Origin of the sequence: Burkholderia sp. BCC1998 (assembly GCF_905339875.1) — a bacterium.
In the GTDB taxonomy this organism is placed as follows: Bacteria; Pseudomonadota; Gammaproteobacteria; order Burkholderiales; family Burkholderiaceae; genus Burkholderia.
Map to the genome: position 1 here is coordinate 132,101 of NZ_CAJPHE010000007.1, position 17,476 is coordinate 149,576.

At 69.1% G+C, this 17,476-nt stretch carries 20 protein-coding genes; 13 read left to right on the top strand and 7 right to left on the bottom strand.

Annotated elements, in window-relative coordinates:
• Positions 1 to 60: 60 nt before the first annotated feature.
• A complete protein-coding gene (locus tag U5A56_RS14885; protein WP_321923079.1) occupies positions 61 to 1,266 on the bottom strand; it encodes an MFS transporter in 1,206 nt (401 codons plus the stop codon).
• A 41-nt stretch (positions 1,267 to 1,307) separates the two neighbouring features.
• Complete coding sequence (locus tag U5A56_RS14890; RefSeq protein ID WP_124521700.1) at positions 1,308 to 1,568, bottom strand: DUF4148 domain-containing protein; 261 nt, start codon at positions 1,566 to 1,568, stop codon at positions 1,308 to 1,310.
• Between the two features lie 223 nt (positions 1,569 to 1,791).
• Here U5A56_RS14890 and U5A56_RS14895 point away from each other — a divergent pair, with 223 nt between their 5' ends.
• The 3 genes from U5A56_RS14895 to dctA all read left to right on the top strand — a co-directional run bounded on the left by U5A56_RS14895 (position 1,792) and on the right by dctA (position 5,052).
• On the top strand, positions 1,792 to 2,685 hold the full coding sequence (locus tag U5A56_RS14895) for a LysR family transcriptional regulator (protein WP_321923081.1): 894 nt from the start codon (positions 1,792 to 1,794) through the stop codon (positions 2,683 to 2,685).
• 88 nt (positions 2,686 to 2,773) lie between these two features.
• Complete coding sequence (locus U5A56_RS14900) at positions 2,774 to 3,733, top strand: LysR family transcriptional regulator (RefSeq protein WP_044843375.1); 960 nt, start codon at positions 2,774 to 2,776, stop codon at positions 3,731 to 3,733.
• Complete coding sequence (gene dctA, locus U5A56_RS14905; RefSeq protein ID WP_321923083.1) at positions 3,730 to 5,052, top strand: C4-dicarboxylate transporter DctA; 1,323 nt, start codon at positions 3,730 to 3,732, stop codon at positions 5,050 to 5,052. Before U5A56_RS14900 ends, dctA begins: the two co-directional genes overlap by 4 nt.
• Before the next feature lie 24 nt (positions 5,053 to 5,076).
• Here dctA and U5A56_RS14910 read toward each other — a convergent pair whose 3' ends face one another.
• The 5 genes from U5A56_RS14910 to U5A56_RS14930 all read right to left on the bottom strand — a co-directional run bounded on the left by U5A56_RS14910 (position 5,077) and on the right by U5A56_RS14930 (position 8,870).
• Positions 5,077 to 5,859: a substrate-binding domain-containing protein gene (locus tag U5A56_RS14910; RefSeq protein ID WP_124666141.1), complete on the bottom strand. Its 783-nt coding sequence runs from the start codon at positions 5,857 to 5,859 to the stop codon at positions 5,077 to 5,079.
• Between the two features lie 57 nt (positions 5,860 to 5,916).
• Positions 5,917 to 7,212 carry an MFS transporter gene (locus U5A56_RS14915; RefSeq protein ID WP_044843378.1) on the bottom strand — a complete coding sequence of 432 codons (1,296 nt, stop codon included), beginning with the start codon at positions 7,210 to 7,212 and terminating at the stop codon, positions 5,917 to 5,919.
• 285 nt (positions 7,213 to 7,497) lie between these two features.
• Positions 7,498 to 7,974, bottom strand: a complete 477-nt coding sequence (locus U5A56_RS14920) for a PRC-barrel domain-containing protein (protein WP_044843379.1) — start codon at positions 7,972 to 7,974, stop codon at positions 7,498 to 7,500.
• 91 nt (positions 7,975 to 8,065) lie between these two features.
• Positions 8,066 to 8,497, bottom strand: coding sequence for a CBS domain-containing protein (locus tag U5A56_RS14925; RefSeq protein WP_044843380.1), 432 nt, complete (start codon positions 8,495 to 8,497; stop codon positions 8,066 to 8,068).
• Positions 8,498 to 8,618: 121 nt separating this feature from the next.
• Entirely contained in the window at positions 8,619 to 8,870 is a 252-nt protein-coding gene (locus tag U5A56_RS14930) for a hypothetical protein (RefSeq protein WP_044843381.1), read from the bottom strand.
• Between the two features lie 187 nt (positions 8,871 to 9,057).
• On the opposite strand from U5A56_RS14930, the gene U5A56_RS14935 reads away from it, so the two are divergent.
• From U5A56_RS14935 to ligD, 10 genes are all read left to right on the top strand, one after another.
• Positions 9,058 to 9,363 (top strand): hypothetical protein, encoded by a 306-nt coding sequence (locus U5A56_RS14935; RefSeq protein WP_044843382.1) that lies wholly within the window; start codon positions 9,058 to 9,060, stop codon positions 9,361 to 9,363.
• A 247-nt stretch (positions 9,364 to 9,610) separates the two neighbouring features.
• Positions 9,611 to 9,997: a hypothetical protein gene (locus tag U5A56_RS37175; RefSeq protein WP_415749139.1), complete on the top strand. Its 387-nt coding sequence runs from the start codon at positions 9,611 to 9,613 to the stop codon at positions 9,995 to 9,997.
• Positions 9,994 to 10,305, top strand: a complete 312-nt coding sequence (locus U5A56_RS14945; RefSeq protein WP_321923087.1) for a hypothetical protein — start codon at positions 9,994 to 9,996, stop codon at positions 10,303 to 10,305. The genes U5A56_RS37175 and U5A56_RS14945 overlap by 4 nt, the downstream gene beginning before the upstream one ends.
• A 57-nt stretch (positions 10,306 to 10,362) precedes the next feature.
• Positions 10,363 to 10,674, top strand: a complete 312-nt coding sequence (locus U5A56_RS14950) for a hypothetical protein (protein WP_124485798.1) — start codon at positions 10,363 to 10,365, stop codon at positions 10,672 to 10,674.
• 255 nt (positions 10,675 to 10,929) lie between these two features.
• Positions 10,930 to 12,360 carry an RNA polymerase factor sigma-54 gene (locus tag U5A56_RS14955; RefSeq protein ID WP_321923089.1) on the top strand — a complete coding sequence of 477 codons (1,431 nt, stop codon included), beginning with the start codon at positions 10,930 to 10,932 and terminating at the stop codon, positions 12,358 to 12,360.
• A gap of 74 nt (positions 12,361 to 12,434) precedes the next feature.
• On the top strand, positions 12,435 to 12,623 hold the full coding sequence (locus U5A56_RS14960; protein WP_044843386.1) for a DUF3008 family protein: 189 nt from the start codon (positions 12,435 to 12,437) through the stop codon (positions 12,621 to 12,623).
• A gap of 54 nt (positions 12,624 to 12,677) precedes the next feature.
• Positions 12,678 to 12,839, top strand: coding sequence for a DUF1328 domain-containing protein (locus U5A56_RS14965; RefSeq protein ID WP_044843387.1), 162 nt, complete (start codon positions 12,678 to 12,680; stop codon positions 12,837 to 12,839).
• On the top strand, positions 12,836 to 13,222 hold the full coding sequence (locus tag U5A56_RS14970) for a DUF3022 domain-containing protein (protein ID WP_044843388.1): 387 nt from the start codon (positions 12,836 to 12,838) through the stop codon (positions 13,220 to 13,222). Before U5A56_RS14965 ends, U5A56_RS14970 begins: the two co-directional genes overlap by 4 nt.
• A gap of 124 nt (positions 13,223 to 13,346) precedes the next feature.
• The gene (locus U5A56_RS14975; protein ID WP_321923091.1) at positions 13,347 to 14,396 is read left to right on the top strand and encodes a Ku protein; all 1,050 of its coding nucleotides are present in this window, start codon (positions 13,347 to 13,349) and stop codon (positions 14,394 to 14,396) included.
• Between the two features lie 24 nt (positions 14,397 to 14,420).
• Positions 14,421 to 17,474, top strand: a complete 3,054-nt coding sequence (ligD, locus tag U5A56_RS14980) for a non-homologous end-joining DNA ligase (RefSeq protein WP_321923093.1) — start codon at positions 14,421 to 14,423, stop codon at positions 17,472 to 17,474.
• Positions 17,475 to 17,476: the final 2 nt, after the last annotated feature.

Below are 17,476 nucleotides of genomic sequence, written 5' to 3' on the forward strand. Positions count from 1 at the left end.
CCTTGCACTGTACGACTTGCAAAACGGCATCGAGCGGCATCGAGCGCCGTCGTGCGGTGCTCAGCCGCCTGCCGTGCGCGCCGCGGCGGCGCGTCCCGCCGCGAACGCCGCCACGCCGGCGCAAACGAGCAGCGCCGCACTCATCGCGAAGGTCGCGCGATAGCCGTGCAAGTCGTACAGCAGGCCGCCTGTCGTCGCGCCGAGTGCGATCGCGAGCTGCACGACCGCGACCATCAGGCCGCCGCCGGCTTCCGCGTCATGCGGCAGCGTGCGCGCGAGCCACGTCCACCAGCCGACGGGCGCGGCCGTGCCGGTCAGTCCCCACAGGGCAAGCAGGCCCGCGGTGGCGGCGGTCGACGCGCCGCACCACACGAGCGCGACGGCGATCGCGGCCATCAGCAGCGGGGTGACGCCGAGCGTGCGGTACAGCCCGTTCTTCAGGCACGCACCGATCAGGATCGTCCCCGCGACCCCGGCCACGCCGATCGCGAGCAGCATCAGCGACAGCGTGGCATTGCCGACGTGCGTCACCGTTTCGAGGAACGGCCGCAGGTACGTGAACAGCGCGAACTGTCCCATGAACAGCAGGCTGACGGCCGCCATGCCGAGCGCGACCGGCACGCGGCCGAGCAGCGCGAGCGCATTGGCTGGCGCCGCGTGCGATGCGGCCTTCATCGGCGGCAGGCTGACGAGTTTCCAGCCGAACGCGAGCGCCGCGACCGGCACGACGCAGAAGAATGCCCAGCGCCAGCCGACGATGCCGCCGAGAAAGCTGCCGAGCGGCGCCGCGACGACGGTCGCGAGCGCGTTGCCGCCGTTCACGATCGCCAGCGCGCGCGGCACCTCGCCATCGGGCACCAGCCGCATCGCGGTCGCGGCCGACATCGACCAGAACCCGCCGATCGCAACACCGATCAGTGCGCGCCCCGCGATGAAGGCAACGTAATTCGGTGCGAACGCAACGATCGTGCCGGAGACGATCGTCAGCAGCGTCAGCACGAGCAGCAGCCGCTTGCGATCGCGCCGTCCGGCCAGCGACGAGATGAACAGGCTCGTCACGAGCGCGAAGGCGCCGGACACGGAAATGGCCTGGCCCGCCTGGCCTTCGCTGACGTGCAGGTCGGTGGCGATCGGCGTCAGCAGGCTGACCGGCATGAATTCGGACGCGACGAGCGCGAACGCGCCGAGCGCCATCGCGAGGACGGCGCCCCATGCGGCGGTTTGAACGGGCGCGGGGCGCCGCTCGGAAGTGGCAACGGCTTGCATCGTTGAAGCGGTGCGGATCGTGGGGGAAGGGGCGGCGTCGATCAGTCGCAGCGCGCGGCGGCCGCGCCGCGATCGGCCAGATGCGTGCGGGCGCCAGCATCGTGCGCGGCCATGACGCGTACGGACGCGGCCTGGGCATCGTCCACCCACGTGCGCGGATTCGCGCGTGCCGGATTGAAGCCGGCGGCTTCGTAGCGAATCATGTCCTCGCGCACCTGCTCGCGCGTCAAGCCTTGCGCATGGGCGAACAACGGGCCGGACACGGCGAGTGCGGCGACGAGGAGGCGAAGAGCGGATTTCACGAGACGGACTCCGGAAAGGAATGCAGGGGAGATCCCCAAAGTCGGCTATGGCCGCAGGGGGACCCGAAGGCTTCGCAGTCTATCGACCCACGATCAATCGATTAAGTAGCGCGCTGCGCTTGGACTTATAAGTCAGTCTAATGAATCGACAGAGGCCGTACCGGGTGGCGCGCGGCGGCGTCGGTGCTAGGATGGGCGTCCGTTTCGACAGGAGCCGCCCGACATGCCGCGCGAAAACCTCAACGATCTGCTGGCGTTTCTCGCGGTGGCGCGCGACCGGAGCTTCACGCGCGCGGCGGCGCGCCTCGGTGTGTCGCAATCGGCGCTGAGCCAGACGGTGCGCGATTTCGAAGCGCGGCTCGGCGTGCGGCTGCTGACGCGCACGACGCGCAGCGTGGCGACGACCGAAGCGGGCGAGGAACTGTTCCGCACCGTCGCGCCGCGCATCGACGAGATCGAAACGAAGCTCGCCGCCGTGGCCGATTTCCGCGACAAGCCGGCCGGCGTCGTGCGGATCACGGCCACCGAGCATCCGATCGACACGATCATCTGGCCGAAGCTCAGGAAGGTGCTGCCCGACTACCCCGACATCCGCGTCGAGTTCTCGGTCGACTACGGGCTGTCGAACATCGTCGAGGAGCGCTACGACATCGGCGTGCGCTACGGCAACCAGGTCGCGAAGGACATGATCGCGGTGCGCATCAGCCCGGACATCAGGATGGCGATGGTTGCGTCGCCGGCCTATCTCGACGGCCGCAAGCCGCCGAAGACGCCGCAGGACCTGCTCGATCACGATTGCGTGACGCTGCGGCTCGCGACCGCGAAGGGCATCTATGCATGGGAGCTGAAGAAGGGCAGGAACGAGATCCAGGCGCGCGTGAACGGGCGGATCACCAGCAACACGCAGCCGCAGATGCTGCAGGCGGCGCTCGACGGATTCGGCATCGCGTTCGTCACCGAGGACATCGTGCTCGACCACGTGCACGCCGGCAGGCTGCGCATCGTGATGCCGGACTGGTGCCCGGTCTTTCCCGGCTATCACGCGTACTACCCGAGCCGCCGCCAGGCGTCGCGCGCGTTTTCGATCGTGATCGATGCGTTGCGGCATCGCGCGTAGCGGGCGTCGGAGCCGGGCATCTCCGGGCTGGGTGTGGCTGCCCGAATCATGCAAAATACCGGGCATTCGAGATGCGGAGACACGGCCCGTGGGAATCAACTTCGATTTGACCGATTTGCAGGCGTTTCGCGCGGTGGTGGAGCTGGGCAGCTTCCGGAAGGCCGCCGAGGCGATCAGCATTTCGCAGCCCGCGTTGAGCCGCCGGATCGACAAACTGGAGGAAGCGCTCGGCGTGCGTCTGTTCGAGCGCACCACGCGCAGCGTCTCGCTGACTACCGTCGGCCGCGTGTTCGCGCCGAGCGCCGAGCAGTTGCTGGACGATCTCGACGTCGCGCTGCTCGGCATCCGCGACGTTTCGTCGAGCCGGCTCGGTCACGTGACGATCGCGTGCGTGCCGTCGGTCGCCTACTACTTTCTGCCGAACGTGATCGCGAGCTATCACCGCCGCTTTCCGCGCATCCGGGTCAAGCTGCTGGACGCGAGCGCGAACGAGGTGCTGAGCGCCGTCATCAGCGGCGAGGCCGATTTCGGCGTGAGCTTCATGGGCAGCCAGGAGCCCGAGGTCGAATTCAAGCTGCTGCTGCAGGAGCGGTTCGTCGCCGCGTGCCGGCGCGACCATCCGCTCGCGCGCAAGAAGCGCGTGACCTGGAACGAGCTTTACGAGTACGAGTATGTGTCGGTGGACAAGACGTCCGGCAACCGCCTGTTGCTCGACCAGGCGCTGACGAGCGTCGCGCCGCGGGCGCCGAGCGTGTGCGAGACGCGCCACGTGACGACCATGCTCGGGCTGGTCGAGGCAGGGCTCGGCGTCGCCGCGGTACCGTCGATGGCGATGCCCGGGCACGACCATCCGCTGCTCACGAGCGTGCCGCTCGTCGAGCCGGCGGTCAAGCGCCGCGTGGGCATCGTGAAACGGCGCGGACGCCCGCTGACACCGGCCGCGGAAGCGTTCCACCAGGCCGTCGTCGATGCGAAGCGCGGCGACGGATCGAAACAGGTGGCGCATGCGGCGAATACGGCCGGAACATCGGGCAAGACCGCATCGTGACGCTGGCAAGACCGCTTCGTTCGCTCTACGTGCAGGTTCTGCTGGCGATGGTGCTCGGCGTGAGCGTCGGCCATTTCTGGCCGTCGGCGGGCGCGATGCTCAAGCCGCTCGGCGATGCCTTCGTCGGCCTCGTGCGGATGATGATCGCGCCGGTCGTGTTCTGCACGATCGTGTCGGGCATCACGTCGCTGGCGAACGGGACCGCCATCGGTCGCACGATCGTCCGCGCGCTGGTGCTGTTCTATCTGCTGACCGCCGCCGCGCTCGCCTTCGGGCTCGTCGCCGCGTTCGTGCTGCAGCCGGGCGCCGGCATGCACGTGGACGTGCGCCGTCTCGACGCGAGCGTCCTTGCGCCCTATACGCGGCATGCGCCGCCGCGCGGGTTGGTCGAGTTCGCGTTGAGCGTGATCCCGGACACGATGCTCGGCGCGTTCCAGCAGGGCGAGGTGCTGCCGGTGCTGCTGCTGGCGCTGCTGTTCGGTTTTTCGCTCAATGCGGCTCCGCAGGCCGGCCGGCCCGTGCTGGCGCTGATCGACGGCGTCGCGCAGATCGTGTTTCGCGTGCTCGCGATGATCATGCGGCTCGCCCCGCTCGGCGCATTCGGCGCGATGGCCTTCACGGTGGGCCGCTTCGGCATCGGCTCGGTCGGCTCGCTCGCGCGGCTGATGTTGTCGTTCTACGTGGCCTGCGGGCTGTTCGTCGCGCTGGTGCTCGCACCGCTCGCGCGGTTGCACGGATTCGCGTTGTGGCGGCTGCTGCGCTACCTGCGCGAGGAGCTGCTGATCGTCCTCGCGACCTCGTCCACGGAGCCCGTGTTGCCGCGGCTGATCGTCAAGCTGGAGTCGCTCGGTTGCGACAAGGGCGTGGTGGGGCTCGTGTTGCCGGCCGGCTACTCGTTCAACCTGGACGGCACCGCGATCTATCTGACGCTCGCGGCATTGTTCATTGCGCAGGCGTGCGACGTGCCGCTGTCCGCGCCGCAGATCGCGGCGATGCTGGCCGTCATGCTGCTGACGTCGAAGGGCGCGGCCGGCGTGTCCGGCAGCGGGCTCGTCGCGCTCGTCGCGACGCTTGCCGTGATGCCCGACCTGCCCGTTGCCGGGGTCGCGCTGCTGGTCGGCATCGATCGCTTCATGTCCGAGGCGCGTGCGCTGACGAGCGTGATCAGCAATGCGTGCGCGGTGATCTTCGTATCGTCGTGGGAAGGGGCGTGCGATCGTGCACGTCTCGTGCGGGTGCTGAACGCGGCCGGGCCGGAAGGCCCGAATGGCGCCGACGATGCCGGGGCCGGCGCCGGGCGCGACGGGAAGGCGGTCTGACGCGCGCCTTCCCGGGTTGCGGGCTCAATGCGCGGAGACGGAATCCAGCCCGGTCGATTTCACTTCCGCCTGCACGTCGGGCGACGCGAGATAGTCGAGGAGCGCCTTCGCTTCCTCCGGATGCTGCGCGCCGACCGGGATGCCGGCCGCGAAGCGTGTGACGGACTGCAGCGCTTCGGGAATCTTGCCGACGAAGGTCGCGCCCTTCACGGGCAGCAGTTCGCTCACCTGCTGAAAGCCGATTTCGTAGTCGCCGTTCGCGACCACGGAGGCGACCGGGATCCGCGGGATCATCTTCGCTTTCGATTTCACCTGGTCTTCGATGCCGAGCTTCTTGAACAATTCCCGCTCGATGTAGACGCCGCTCGCGCTGTCCGAGTACGCGATCGACTTCGCATGCAGCAGCGCTTCCCTGAGGCCGTCGGCCGAGCTGATGTCGGGTTTCGCCGCGCCGTCGCGCACGACCATGCCGATCCGCGAATCGGCCAGCTCGACGCGCGATCCGGGGATCACCTTGCCTTGCTTGATCAGGTCGTCGAGCGCGTAGCCGACCATGATCACCGCGTCGGCCGGCTCGCCGCGCGCCAGCCGGTTCGGAATCGCTTCGGGCGACTTGCCCATCGACGGGCCGAGCGCGGTGTCGAGCGTGTTGCCCGTGCGGGCCGCGAACTGCGGGCCGAGCCGCTTGTAGGCGGCGGTGAAGCCGCCCGAGCTCATCACGTGCAGCTCGGCGGCCTGCACGTTCGCGGCGATTGCGGAGGTGGCGACGAGTGCGGTCGCGCACAGTTTCAGGAGCAGGTTCTTCATGGTCGTGGTCGTGGCCTGGGTCGTGCGAAGTCGGGGCAGGGGGTTCGGCATCAAGCGTCAGTGCGCCGGTGTCAGCGTCGCCGGATGGCGGCGATAGAGTACGAACGTCGCGAGCAGCGCGCACACCGCGGCGAGGCTCATCCAGTAACCGGGTGCCGCTTTGTCGCCGGTCATGTGAATCAGCGCCGTGGAGATGGCGGGCGTGAAGCCGCCGAACACGGCCGTCGCGAGGCTGTAGGCGAGCGAGAAGCCTGCCACGCGCACCTCGACGGGCATCACTTCCGTCAGCGCGACGACCATCGCGCCGTTGTAGATCCCGTACATGAACGACAGCCACAGCAGCACGAGCAGCATGTTGATGAACGACGGCGCATGCGCGAGCAGCGACAGCGCGGGGTACGCGGTGGCGATCGCGAGCACCGTCATGCCGACCAGCAGCGGCCGGCGGCCGATGCGATCGGACAGCGCGCCGCCGATCGGCAGCCACACGAAGTTCGACACGCCGACGCACAGCGTGACGAGCAGGCTGTCGGCGGTGCTCAGGTGCAGGACCGTCTTGCCGAACGTCGGCGCGTAGACGGTGATCAGGTAGAAGCTCGTGGTCGTCATCGCGACCAGCATCATGCCGGCGACCACGACCCCCCAGTTGTGCGCCAGCGTGCCGAACACTTCCTTCATGCTCGGGCGGTGCCGGCGCGCCTTGAACTCCTGCGTTTCCTCGAGCTTGCGGCGCAGCATGAAGATGAACGGCACGATCATGCAGCCGACGAAGAACGGCACGCGCCATCCCCAAGCGGCGATCGCCGATGCGCTCAGCCATTGATTGAGCGCGAAGCCGAGGCCGGCTGCGACGACGATCGCGACCTGCTGGCTGGCCGACTGCCAGCTCGTGAAGAAGCCCTTGCGGCCGGGCGTGGCCATTTCGGCGAGGTAGACCGACACGCCGCCCAGTTCCGCGCCTGCCGAAAAGCCCTGCAGCAGTCGCCCGATCAGCACGAGCGCGGGCGCGAGCAGGCCGATCGTCGCATAACCGGGGACGAACGCGATCAGGATGGTGCCGCTCGCCATGATCGCGAGCGTGACGATCAGGCCCTTGCGGCGGCCGACGTCGTCGATGTACGCGCCCAGCACGATCGCGCCCAGCGGCCGCATCAGGAAGCCGGCGCCGAAGACCGCGAAGGTCATCATCAGCGAGGCGAACTCGTTCGCGGTGGGAAAGAACACGGCGGCGATCTGCGTCGCGTAGAAGCCGAACAGGAAGAAGTCGAACTGCTCGAGGAAGTTGCCGGCCGTCACGCGGAATACCGCGGCGGCCTTCGAACGTCCGGTCGAAAGGCTGGGCGAGGGGTGCATCAGGGTGTCTCCAGAGAATGCGGGAATGGCGCGGGGCGCGACCGATTGTCGTTTTGGCAATGTTCGCCCGGAGACGGGGAAACGTTAAGTGCGAATTTTGGAAGGATTGATGTTGTCTGGTTATCAATCGGGCGGCGCGCGCCACGACTGTCGCGCGCCCGGCAGGTGGCCGCGACGCCGGCTTCACAGCACCGGGCCGGCCCGGCGATCCGTCACGAAGAAAGCCCAAAAAAAGCCCCGCTTTCGCGGGGCATGTCGGCTAATACACCGGCAAATCGAGAGCGATCAATGCTGGTCGCGCGCGCGCGGATCGTTCAGGTCCTCGGTCGGATCGGTCAGCCCGAGCTCGTCGCCCGCGCTCCAGTACGGCGTGCTGCCGTAGTACTCGTGCAGCGGCTCGGCCCATTGCGGGTCGGCCATCGCCGGCCAGTGATCCTTGTCGAAGCCCGGCGCGTTGCGGATTCGCTCGGATGAGACCGACAGCAGGAAACACTTGCGCTCGGTATCGAGCGTGAGCGCGCTCCACGGAATCGCAAGCAGCTTGTCGCCGATGCCGAGCAGGCCGCCGCTCGACAGCACGGCGTACGCGACGCGGCCCGAGCGCACATCGAGCATGATGTCCTTGATCTTGCCGACGTCGTCGCCATCGGTCGTGTAGACCTTGTCGCCTTCCAGCGTGTCGGCTGCCATCACGTCCGGGCCGGGCCCGGCCGCGGTTGCGGCCCCCTTGCCGACGATGCGGGTCTGTCCTTGAGTCTGCATGGTTGTCCTCCTGGCTGCGTGGAGCGCGACCGTGCCCGGGATGGGCCCTGCGGGTCGCGCGGGTAGTCGGGGCGGGGCGCGAATGGCCCCGTCACGTCTGCTTCGGTTGCGACACGCCTTCGAGCGTGTTCGCGACGTCGTCGCGTGCGGGGCCGGCCGTGCGCGTCGCGATGTCCGCGAGCGACAGCATGCCGACGAGCCGCTTGTCGTGATCGACGACGGGCAGGCGGCGCAGTTGCGCGTCGGCCATGTAGTGCTGGATCTCTTCCAGCGAATCGTCCTCGAAACACCATTCGATCGGACCCGACGCGACTTCGTGGATCCGCGTTTCCGGCGGCTTGCCGGCCGAGATCGCGCGCACCGCGAGATCGCGGTCCGTGACCATGCCGATCAGCCGGTTGTTGTCACATACGGGCAGCGCGCCGATGTCATAGCGCTCCATCAATTGCGCCGCATGACGGATCGAGTCGGTCGGCGCGATGCGCACGACGTCCTGCGACATGATTTCGTTGACGCGTTGCATGAAGTCCTCCTTGCGGGTTGAATCCGGGCCGTGTGAGCAGGCGAGTCCGGGCCGTGCGGGGCAACAAGCGGGGCAGCAAGCGGCGTGCCGTTCGGCAGCGGTGTCCGTCGAGTGCCGGCCGTCATTCGTCGCGGCGTCGGGCGGGGTCCTGCCACGGGCCGTCGTCGTGCGTGCCCGGCGGCGTGTCGGGCTCGATGCGCGTGACGCCGCCGGTCGCGGGCGGATCGCTCGCGGGGAACGTGTCCTCGAGTTGCTTGTCGATATGGCGCTCCGAGTGGCGCGTCTTCGTTTGATCCTGGTTCTTCAACGGCGGCGACGGATCGCGCTGGGGTTGGTGCGGCGCGTCGCGGCCGGTTCGGGTCGATTCCTTCATGGCGGGGCTCCGAGGCGGTGACGATGACGCGGTGATCGCGCAACGGCCGTGCCTGTCGCGACCGCGCGGCACGGGACTTGCCGCTTCTTCGATGGATGACCACGCAGGACGACGACGCAGGATGCCGGCCACAACGCGCGGTGCAATGCTCCGCACACACACACACGCAAATCAAGCGGGAGGCACGATGACGATTCCCAAACGGCGGCCAGGGGTGCGCTATGAGATCAACGTATGCGGCGGCGGGTTCGAGTCGGTGAAGAGCCATTTCAGCGCGTGGAAACAGGAGCCGCTGATCTACCGGCCCGATCGCCGGATGTTCGAAGGCAAGGCCGACGTGCGGCCGCTCGGCGACGAGACATTCGGCTCGACCGAGCCGGCGCGGTTCGCGCTGCAGCGCGCGTGCGAGCCGGCCGATCCGTATGCGCTCGCCGCGCGGGTGCGCGACGACGACCACGAGCTGTGGCTCGTGATGGCCGCGTACGACGCGTAGCGCGCTGCCCTTGAAAGAATTGCAGCGCGCGGTGTAGCGAAGGCACGGCGTACGGCGGGGTGGCGCGCGCGACCGCGCGCCGGCGCGCGGGAAGGCGGCGTGCGAGGCGGCGTGCACGCCGGCACGCAGAGACGGCACGCAGACGGCACGCAGCTTGCGGCCCTGCCTTTCGTGGACGATCGGGCGGCGCACGCCGCGCCGACCGATCAGGCCCCGCGAGGACGACGCAACGATCGAATGCCCCCCGATGAACCGAGACCCCGCCCAGTCGCTGCACCGGCCCGAACCGCCGATACCCGACGTCGAACCGGACCCCGAGCCGCCCGCGCCGGATGACTTGCCGCCCGGCACGCCGGAGCCTTATCAGGATCCGGAAGGCGACCCGCCCGGGCATCCGCCGCCGGAGCGCGAGCCGCCGACGCGGGCGCCGCCAATTCACGCGCGGTCGAACCACGGGCTGCCAATTCATGTGCGGCCGATTCCTGCGCCGCCGATTCCTGTGCGACCGATTCACGCGCTGCCGATCCATGTGCGGCCCATTCACGCGCCGCCGACCAGCGTGTCGCCGACCAGCGCGCCGTCGACCGGCGTGCCGCCGATTGCGTCCATCCCACCCACGGAGAGCCCACGATGAGCATCAGCGTGAAACCCGGCATGCTGCGCGACGTGGCCGAGACGCCCGGCCGTCATTTCGAGGCGCGCGCGATGCCGTTCCATGCCGAGGAGCAGCCGGCCGGCGCGCTGCATTTCGGCTTTCGCGTCGACGGTCATCCGGCGTCGCTGACCGTGACCTTCGACGCCGACGCGTTCGCGGCGCTCGAGCAGGCCGGTATCGAGCGGCAACGCGGCGCACTGATGCGCGTCGCGGCCGAATTCGACACGATGATGGCCCGTCGCGCACCGAACGCGTATGCGGGCGATTTCCATTTCAACCGGCTCTGAGCCGCGCCGTCACGGCCGGCCCGGTGCCGCGCACCGCACTTCACGGAGGAGGTTCCGATGAAACCGATCCAGACGATACGCGTGTGCGCCTGTGCGTTCGCCGCTGCGTGCGCGCTGGGCGCATGCACGCAACCGCAGGGCCCCTACGGCACGCGTGGCGCACCGCCGGCGCCGCCGGACGGCCACGGCGCGTCGCCGACCACGACGATGCCGGACGCGAATACGCGTTACGACACGCGCCCGTCGCCGTACAACACGCTGCCGCCGGGCGCGACCGGCGGCGAGCCGGTCGACGTGCCGCCGCCGGGGCCGAACGGCGTGCAGGGCGGTCAAACGCTGCCGGGCACGCCGCCGCCGATGCAGTACTGACCGCGGCACCCTGCACGGATGCCGCGCAACGATACTGCCTGCGAAGGCATATTCGCGCGACGGCGACGGCGTATCCGCGCGGAGCGAATGCCGTGCCCCCTAACTTGCTGGCGCTTGTAAAAAAGGGGGCGCCCGGGGCCGCGGCCGACGGGGTACGAACCCGCGAGAGCCCCGCCGGACGGCGCTTCGCCTTCCTGGCACGGTAGCTGCATGGATTCGCATAAACGCATTCCGCACACCGTCAGGAGGGCATCGATGTCCGTCACGCTTGCGCTCCAGATGCGACAGCATCTGGCACTCACGCCGAGGCTTCAGCAGTCGCTTCGCCTGCTGCAGTTGTCTTCGCTCGAATTCCAGCAGGAATTGCGACAGGCGCTCGACTCGAATCCGTTTCTCGAAGACGGGCAGGGCGACGAAGAAGTCGCCGACGCGCCCGAACCCGAGGCCGAAGCCGCACCGCCCGAGCCGCCACCCGAGCACGAGGAAGTGCGCCCGCAGGACGGCGACGTGTCGTACACGGCCGCGCCGACGACGCGCGGCACCGGGCGACAGGCCGACGACGCGGGCGACCAGTCGCCCGGCGAGTGGATGGCCGCCGAGCCGTCGCTGCACCAGCAGCTGCACGACGCGTTGCGGCTCTATCCGCTGAACCGGCGCGACCGCGAGGCGGCGCGCATCGTGATCGACGCGCTCGACGAAGACGGCTACCTGCGTCAGGAGCTGGGCGAGCTGCTGGTCGCGGCCGATCCGGCGCGGCTGCTGTCGGAACAGGATCTCACGGTCGCGCTACGGCTCGTGCAGATGCTGGACCGGCCGGGCATCGCCGCGCGCTCGCTGTCCGAGTGCCTGCTGCTGCAGCTCAACGCGATTCCGGCCGGCACGCCGGCGCTCGCGGAAGCGAAGGCCATCGCGCGCGACCATCTCGAACGGCTCGCGCGCCGCGAGACGGCGGAGATCCAGCGGCGCCTCGGCTGCAACCAGGCGACGATGCAGGCCGCCTGCGCGCTGGTGCGCGCGCTCGATCCGCGCCCCGGCAACCACTACGGCAGCACACGCGGCGACTACGTGATACCCGACGTGATCGTGCGCCAGGTGCGCGACGAATGGATCGTGACGATCAACCCGGCCGTGCTGCCGCGCGCGCGGCTGCACGAGCGCTACGCGACGCTGTTCGCGCAGTCGAGCGGCGAGCGCGATTCGCCGCTGGGCCAGCAGCTGCAGGAAGCGCGCTGGCTGATCCGCAACGTGCAGAAGCGCTTCGACACGATCCAGCGGGTCGGCGAATGCATCGTCGCCCGGCAGCGCGACTTCTTCCGCTACGGCGAGATCGCGATGAAGCCGCTCGTGCTGCGCGACATCGCCGAGGAGCTCGACCTGCACGAATCGACGGTCTCGCGCGCGACGGGCAACAAGTACATGGCCACGCCGCACGGCACGTTCGAGTTCAAGCATTTCTTCCCGCGCAAGCTTGAGGCGGCCGGCAAGGGCGTGTGCTCGGCATCGGCCGCGAAGGTGCTGATTCGCGACATGATCGCCGCCGAGCGCCATAACGATCCGCTGTCCGACGTCGCGCTCGCGCAGAACCTCGCGGGCCGCGGCATCCTTCTTGCGCGTCGTACCGTCACGAAGTATCGCCAGGCGATGAAGATTCCGCCGGCCGACCTGCGCCGGCGCGACGCCGCATGACGATACCGTCCGAGCCGCGCGCGGCCCGCCCGTGAGCCACACGGACGTCGCGCGCCACCGAGAGGAGGAAAGCCATGCCAGCCAAGTCCCAGGCACAGCAACGCGCCGCAGGAGCCGCCCTGTCGGCCAAGCGCGGCGACACGAAAATGAAGGACCTGAAGCCGCCTGCGAAGTCGATGGCCAAGTCGATGAGCGAAAAGGAACTCGAAAAAATGGCTTCGACGCCGGTCCACGGCAAACCCAGGCACAAGCACGATTCGTGATCGACGGCGACACGCATCGGCGATCACCGTTCTTCAGGACTCCAGGAGGCATTCATGCTTCGTTACGCCATCATCTTCCTCATCATCGCGCTCGTCGCCGCCTTGTTCGGCTTCGGCGGCATCGCGGCCGGCGCGGCCGAGATCGCGAAGATCCTGTTCTACATCTTCGTCGTGATCTTCCTGGTCACGCTGCTGCTGGGGGTTGTCAGGCGATGACGACCGCCCCCGACCGTTCGCAGCGCATCGCGGAAATCGAGCATGCGCTCGCGAACGGCTTTCCGTCGCAGTCGACCGTCGTCGTGCATGCGGACGACGCGTCCGGGCGGCTGACGATCCAGGTGTCGTGGGTCCGTGTGCCGTCCGATGAGGACGCGCGTCAATGGCGCTGCGCGGTCGACCTGCGTTTCGATCCCGACGTGCTCACGCGCTATGCGTCGCTCGGCGCGGCCGATCGCCTGCGCGTGCGCACGCAGCTGTGCGACCTCGCGCGGCGCGCGGTCGACGAGCACAAGCCGCGCGTCGAGGACGCCGAGATCGAATGCAGCGTCGCGCTCGACGTGACGCGCGCCGAACTCGACCGCGCGTTGCGCGCGCCCTGACCGACGCAACCCGCATCGACGCTTTGGCCGCCGTCGCGACACGCGCCGTGCGGCGCGTCCATGCCCGTGACGGCTTCTGGTGTGTGCCGCCACGCGCTCGCGCACCCGGCAAAGGAGAACACGCATGGCATCGCGGATGATCTGGAAAGGCGCGATCAGCTTCGGGCTCGTTCACGTGCCCGTGCAGCTGTTTCCCGCGACGCGCACCGTGAAGCCGTCGTTCCGGCTGCTCGACAAGCGCTCGATGGACCCGGTCGGCTATCGGCAGATCAACAAGCGCACCGGCAAGGAGGTCGCGCGCGAGGACATTGTGCGCGGCTACGAGTACGAGAAGGAACGCTACGTCGTGCTGACCGACGAGGAGATTCGCGCGGCCAATCCGGAATCGACGCAAACCGTCGACATCCTGACGTTCGTCGACGCGGACGCGGTATCGTTCCTGTATCTCGACACGCCGTACTACCTCGTGCCGGACCGCAAGGGCGAGAAGGTCTATGCGCTGCTGCGCGACGCGCTGAAGGACAGCGGCAAGATCGGCATCGCGCTCGTGGTGATGCGCGACCGCCAGCATCTCGGCGCGCTGATTCCGGTCGGGCCGCTGCTCGCGCTCGACACGCTGCGCTGGCAGGAAGAACTGCGGCCGCTCGACGAACTGACGGTGCCGGCCGACGACGCGAAACACGCGGGCGTGACCGCGCGCGAGCTCGGGATGGCGAAGAAGCTGATCGACGAGATGGCGGGCAAGTGGACGCCGGACGAGTATCACGACACGTTTCGCGACGACATTCTCGAGCTGGTCGAGCGCAAGGTGCGCGCGGGCAAGATCGAGGAGATCGAGGAGCGGCCTGCGCAGACGGGCCGCGCGGCGACCAACGTGGTCGACCTGACCGAGCTGCTGAAACGCAGCCTGAAGGGCGGCGGCGGCGGCGCGCGCGCGGCGGGCCCGCGCAATGCGGGCGACGACGAGGGCGCGGAGGCGGAAGCGTCGTCTTCCTCCGCGTCGTCTTCTTCTGCGTCGTCGCGCGGTGGCGCGCGCCGCAAGCCGGCTTCGAAGGCCGCGCCGAAGGGCTCCGCCGAGAAGACGCCGGCGGCGAAGCGGCCGGCCGCGAAACGTGCCGCGACCGGCGAGCATGCGGCGAAGAAAACCGCCGCGCGCCGCAAGCACGCCGCATGATGCGCGGCGACGCGAGGTGACACGATGGCCGGCAAGCTCGATCCCTATCGCCGCAAACGCCGCTTCGACGCGACGCCGGAACCCGAAGGCGCGCACGGGCGGCGGCGCGCGAAGGCGAACGCGACACCTTCCGGGCGGGCGACCCGGCGTGCCGGCCACCCGCTGCGCTTCGTGATCCAGGAGCACCACGCGCGGCGCCTGCATTACGACTTCCGGCTCGAACTCGACGGCACGCTGAAGTCGTGGGCCGTGCCGAAGGGGCCGAGCGTCGATCCGTCGGTGAAGCGCCTCGCCGTGCAGGTCGAGGATCATCCGCTCGAATACGCGTCGTTCGAAGGCGAGATTCCGGCCGGGCATTACGGCGCGGGGGCGGTCATCGTATGGGACGAAGGCACGTGGACGCCCGACGGCGGCGTCGCCCAGGCACGCGACGGCTATCGCGCGGGCAAGCTGACGTTCCGGCTCGACGGCGAAAAGCTGCACGGCGGCTGGGCGCTCGTGCGCAGCGGACGGCAGGAGGGGCGGCAGGTGCAGTGGCTGCTGATCAAGGAGCGCGACGACGACGCGCGCAGCGAGGCCGAATTCGACGTCGTCGGCGAGCTGCCGGGGAGTGTGCATGACGGGGTGGCGTCGGCCGAGCGTGCGGATGCCGCGGGCCGCTCGACGCGCGCGCGTGGAGCGCAACGCGGCCGGCGCGACTCGACCGACATGCGTGCCGCAGCGCATGACGATCATGGCCGAGACAGCCGAGACAGCCGAGACAGCCGAGAAAGCCGAGAAAGCCGAGAAAGCCGAGAAAGCCGAGAAAGCCGAGAAAGCAGAGAAAGCAGAGAAAGCAGAGAAAGCAGAGAAAGCAGAGAAAGCAGAGGAAGCCGCGCCCGCCGGCCCGCCGATCCGTCCGAGATCGACGGTGCGGTACGCGCGCCGCTGCCCGAGCGCGTCGCGCCGCAACTCGCGACGCTGGTCGACGGCCCGCCGACGCAGGGCGACTGGCGCTACGAACTGAAATTCGACGGCTACCGGATCCTCGCGCGCATTGCGGGCAAGGGCGCCCGCCGGCATGTGAAGCTGATGACGCGCGAAGGCCGCGACTGGACCGCGAAGCTGCGCGCGCAGCGCGACGCGCTCGCGGCGCTCGACGTCGACGACGCCTGGCTCGACGGCGAGGCCGTCGTGCTCGGCAGGAACGGTCTCCCCGACTTCCAGGCGCTGCAGAACGCGATCGGCGCCGGACATTCGGATGCGATCACGCTGTTCATGTTCGACCTGCCTTGTCTCGACGGTTACGACTTGCGCGACGCACCGCTCACCGCGCGCCGCGGCCTGCTCGAAGCGCTGCTCGCCGACAGCGACCCCGCGCGGCTGCGCTTTTCGCCGGATCTCGGCGACGACGTCGCATCGCTGATCGCGAGCGCCTGCGATACCGGCCTCGAAGGGCTGATCGGCAAGCGCGCGGAATCGCGCTATCGCGGCGGTCGCTCGCCCGCGTGGATCAAGCTCAAATGCCGGCGCCGGCAGGAGTTCGTGATCGGCGGTTACACCGAGCCGTCGGGCAGCCGGCACGGCTTCGGCGCGCTGCTGCTCGGCGTGCACGAGCCGGCAGCGGCCGGCAAGCGGCGGCGCGGGCCTGTGCCGCTGCGCTACGTCGGCCGCGTCGGCACCGGCTTCGACACGCGGATGCTCGACCGGCTCGCACCGATCCTGCGCAAGCAGCAACGCGATACGACGCCGTTCGATCCGCCGCCGCGCGAACGCTCGCGCACGCGCGTGCACTGGATCGAGCCGACGCTCGTCGCCGAATGCGAATTCGCCGAGTGGACCGGCGACGGCATCGTGCGGCAGGCCGCGTTCATCGCGCTGCGCGAGGACAAGCCGGCGTCGCAGATCGTCCGCGAAGTGCCGAAGCAACCGGAAACGGAGGGGGCGATGGAGCGACGCCAGACCACGCATCACGAAAAGCGCGAACGCAAGCACGCGGAGCACGTCGATCGCACGTCGCATACGTCGCATACGTCGCATACGTCGCATACGTCGCATACGTCGCATACGTCGCACGCCGAGCACGCCGAGCACGCCGAGCACGCCGATCACGCCGAGCACGCAGATCTCGCCGAGCACGATGCAAGCGGCCGCAAGCACCACGCACGTTCACGCCCGTCCCCCCACGCAGCACGCGACGATATCGGTTCCGACATGCTCGGCCGTGTGCGCATCACCCATCCCGAGCGCGTGCTCGATCCGCAGAGCGGCACGCGCAAGATCGATCTCGCGCATTACTGGCAATGGGTCGCGCCGTGGCTGCTGCCGGACCTGAAGGGCCGGCCCGTGGCGCTCGTGCGCGCGCCCGGCGACATCGCGGGCGAGCTGTTCTTCCAGAAGCATGCGGAGCGCCGCGAGATCCCGTTCGTCACGCAGCACGCAGGACTCGATCCGGGCCACGGTCCGCTGCTGTCGCTCGACAGCGTCGACGCGCTGCTCGGCGCCGCGCAGATGGGCACGATCGAGCTGCATACATGGAACGCGCACGCGTCGAACATCGAGCGGCCGGACCGGATCGTGTTCGACCTCGATCCCGATCCGGCGCTGCCGTGGCGCGCGATGACCGACGCCGCGCAGCTCGTGCGCGGGCTGCTCGACGAACTGGGCCTCGCGTCGTTCTGCAAGACGAGCGGCGGCAAGGGGCTGCACGTCGTCGTGCCGATCGCGCGGCATCTGGGCTGGGACGACGCGAAGGACTTCTCGCGCGCGCTCGCGCAGCATGTCGCGGGCGCGCTGCCCGACCGTTTCACCGCGACGATGGGCGCGCGTCACCGGCGCGGCAAGATCTTCATCGACTACCTGCGCAACGGCCGCGGCGCGAGCACGGTCGCCGCGTATTCGGTGCGTGCGCGGCCCGGGCTGGGCGTGTCGGTGCCGCTGCGCTGGGACGAGGTGCCAACCACCACGGGCGGCGCGCAATGGACGATCGACACGCTGCACGAGCGGCTCGACCGGCTGAAGCGCGACCCTTGGGAAGACTATGCCGGCACGCGGCAGCGGATCACCGCGCAGATGCGTGCGCGTCTCGGCATGTCGTGACG

Excerpts from the sequence above, each read along its gene's own strand:
- U5A56_RS14930 (WP_044843381.1), bottom strand. The coding sequence starts at position 8,870 with ATGAAGGAATCGACCCGAACCGGCCGCGACGCGCCGCACCAACCCCAG.
- U5A56_RS14975 (WP_321923091.1), top strand. The coding sequence starts at position 13,347 with ATGGCATCGCGGATGATCTGGAAAGGCGCGATCAGCTTCGGGCTCGTT.
- U5A56_RS14960 (WP_044843386.1), top strand. The coding sequence starts at position 12,435 with ATGCCAGCCAAGTCCCAGGCACAGCAACGCGCCGCAGGAGCCGCCCTG.
- U5A56_RS14955 (WP_321923089.1), top strand. The coding sequence starts at position 10,930 with ATGTCCGTCACGCTTGCGCTCCAGATGCGACAGCATCTGGCACTCACG.
- U5A56_RS14885 (WP_321923079.1), bottom strand. The coding sequence starts at position 1,266 with ATGCAAGCCGTTGCCACTTCCGAGCGGCGCCCCGCGCCCGTTCAAACC.
- U5A56_RS14965 (WP_044843387.1), top strand. The coding sequence starts at position 12,678 with ATGCTTCGTTACGCCATCATCTTCCTCATCATCGCGCTCGTCGCCGCC.
- U5A56_RS37175 (WP_415749139.1), top strand. The coding sequence starts at position 9,611 with ATGAACCGAGACCCCGCCCAGTCGCTGCACCGGCCCGAACCGCCGATA.
- U5A56_RS14970 (WP_044843388.1), top strand. The coding sequence starts at position 12,836 with ATGACGACCGCCCCCGACCGTTCGCAGCGCATCGCGGAAATCGAGCAT.
- ligD (WP_321923093.1), top strand. The coding sequence starts at position 14,421 with ATGGCCGGCAAGCTCGATCCCTATCGCCGCAAACGCCGCTTCGACGCG.
- U5A56_RS14950 (WP_124485798.1), top strand. The coding sequence starts at position 10,363 with ATGAAACCGATCCAGACGATACGCGTGTGCGCCTGTGCGTTCGCCGCT.
- U5A56_RS14910 (WP_124666141.1), bottom strand. The coding sequence starts at position 5,859 with ATGAAGAACCTGCTCCTGAAACTGTGCGCGACCGCACTCGTCGCCACC.
- U5A56_RS14895 (WP_321923081.1), top strand. The coding sequence starts at position 1,792 with ATGCCGCGCGAAAACCTCAACGATCTGCTGGCGTTTCTCGCGGTGGCG.
- U5A56_RS14945 (WP_321923087.1), top strand. The coding sequence starts at position 9,994 with ATGAGCATCAGCGTGAAACCCGGCATGCTGCGCGACGTGGCCGAGACG.
- U5A56_RS14920 (WP_044843379.1), bottom strand. The coding sequence starts at position 7,974 with ATGCAGACTCAAGGACAGACCCGCATCGTCGGCAAGGGGGCCGCAACC.
- U5A56_RS14915 (WP_044843378.1), bottom strand. The coding sequence starts at position 7,212 with ATGCACCCCTCGCCCAGCCTTTCGACCGGACGTTCGAAGGCCGCCGCG.
- U5A56_RS14925 (WP_044843380.1), bottom strand. The coding sequence starts at position 8,497 with ATGCAACGCGTCAACGAAATCATGTCGCAGGACGTCGTGCGCATCGCG.
- U5A56_RS14935 (WP_044843382.1), top strand. The coding sequence starts at position 9,058 with ATGACGATTCCCAAACGGCGGCCAGGGGTGCGCTATGAGATCAACGTA.